1 protein-coding gene is annotated in these 1,364 nt (G+C 62.8%); it reads right to left on the reverse strand.

Annotation, left to right across the window (positions count from 1 at the left end; translation table 11 throughout):
- Positions 1-36: 36 nt before the first annotated feature.
- A protein-coding gene (locus tag K3M35_RS25720; RefSeq protein WP_153008518.1) for an IS3 family transposase occupies positions 37-1,295 on the reverse strand; the annotation gives its coding sequence in 2 pieces (ribosomal slippage) (positions 37-950 and positions 950-1,295; 1,260 coding nt in all).
- Positions 1,296-1,364 lie beyond the last annotated feature (69 nt).

Consider the following 1,364-nt stretch of genomic DNA (forward strand, 5'->3'; position numbering starts at 1 on the left):
GGGCCTTACCCCCAGCAAATGGACACGGGTGGTGGATTACGCCGCGGATGCCAGCGTAGCGATGTAGAGGGTCTCGTAGGTGTTCGGGGACCGGTGTCCGCACCAGGAATGTCGTCGTCGGGTGTTGTAGCGGGTGACCCAACGGAACACCTGACGCCGGCACGTGGCTTCGTCCGACCAGACGTTCGCGTTCTGGAGGACTTCTCGTTTGAGGGCGGCGTTGAAGGATTCGGCGAGACTGTTGTCGGCGCTCGTGCCGACTTTACCCATCGACTGGGTGACGCCGAGGTCGGCGCAGAGGGAAGCGAAATCCTTCGAGGTGTATTGCGCGCCGTGATCGGAGTGAAAGATAGACCCGGACAATCCATTACGATCTCCATGAGCAGCAAGGAGAGCGTCGGCGACGAGGTCGGTGCGCATATGGTCGGCGATCGCCCAGCCGGCGAGTTTGCGGGAGTAGCAATCGATCACCGTCGCCAGATACAGGTTGGCACCGCCCTCGATCGGTAAATATGTAATGTCGCCGACGTAGATACAGTTCGGTGCAGGGGCGGTGAAGTCCCGCTCGAGCAGGTCGGGCACCTTCTGGTCCGCAGGTTCTGGGACGGTGGTCGTGACCCGTCGTCGACGGCGGTAGCCGACAATGCTGTTCTGACGCATCACCCGGGCCACCCGCTTGTGGTTGACCCTCTCGTTCACGGTGACGCCATCGTTGAGTTCTGCGGTGATCCTGGGTGCTCCGTAGGTGTTGTCCTCGGTATGGATCGCCCGGATTCGTTCGGCCAGCTGCGCGTCGGCCGCGGCGCGAGCGGTCCTGTCCGGCTCGGCGGACTTCCAGGCGTAGTAGGACGAACGCTCGAGCTCGACGAGCTCGCACAACCGCTTCACCTGATAGGTGTCGGAGTGGTCGGCGACGAACTGGAAGCGGGTCACCAGTTCGTCTCCCCGGCGAAATACTTGGCCGCCTTACGAAGGATCTCGCGTTCGGTGGTGAGCTTGGTTGCTTCCGCTCGTAGGGCGGCATTCTCGGCTTCGAGACGGGCGAGTTTCTGCTCGACGGTCTCCGATTCGCTACCCGTGCCGGAGCTCAGGCTATGAGGCCGTGCCGGAGTATGCACCCGGGTGCCGTCGACGTGGGTTTTGGTGCCGGTCCCGTACTGGTCGATCCAGCCTGTCAAGGTGCCGCGCACGACCCCGAGGTCAGCGGCGATACCTCGGATCGTCGCGCCCGGCGTGGACTCGTACAACTCGACCGCCTGGCGCCGGAACTCCTCCGAGTAGTTCTTTCGTGACATGACTGAAGATCATCTCGCTTCCCCAGCAGATGCTGGATTCAGCGTGTCCAAGAACCGGGGTCAAGGCCC

The organism is Rhodococcus sp. DMU2021 (genome assembly GCF_019641445.1).
GTDB classification, from domain to species: Bacteria; Actinomycetota; Actinomycetes; order Mycobacteriales; family Mycobacteriaceae; genus Rhodococcus; species Rhodococcus pyridinivorans.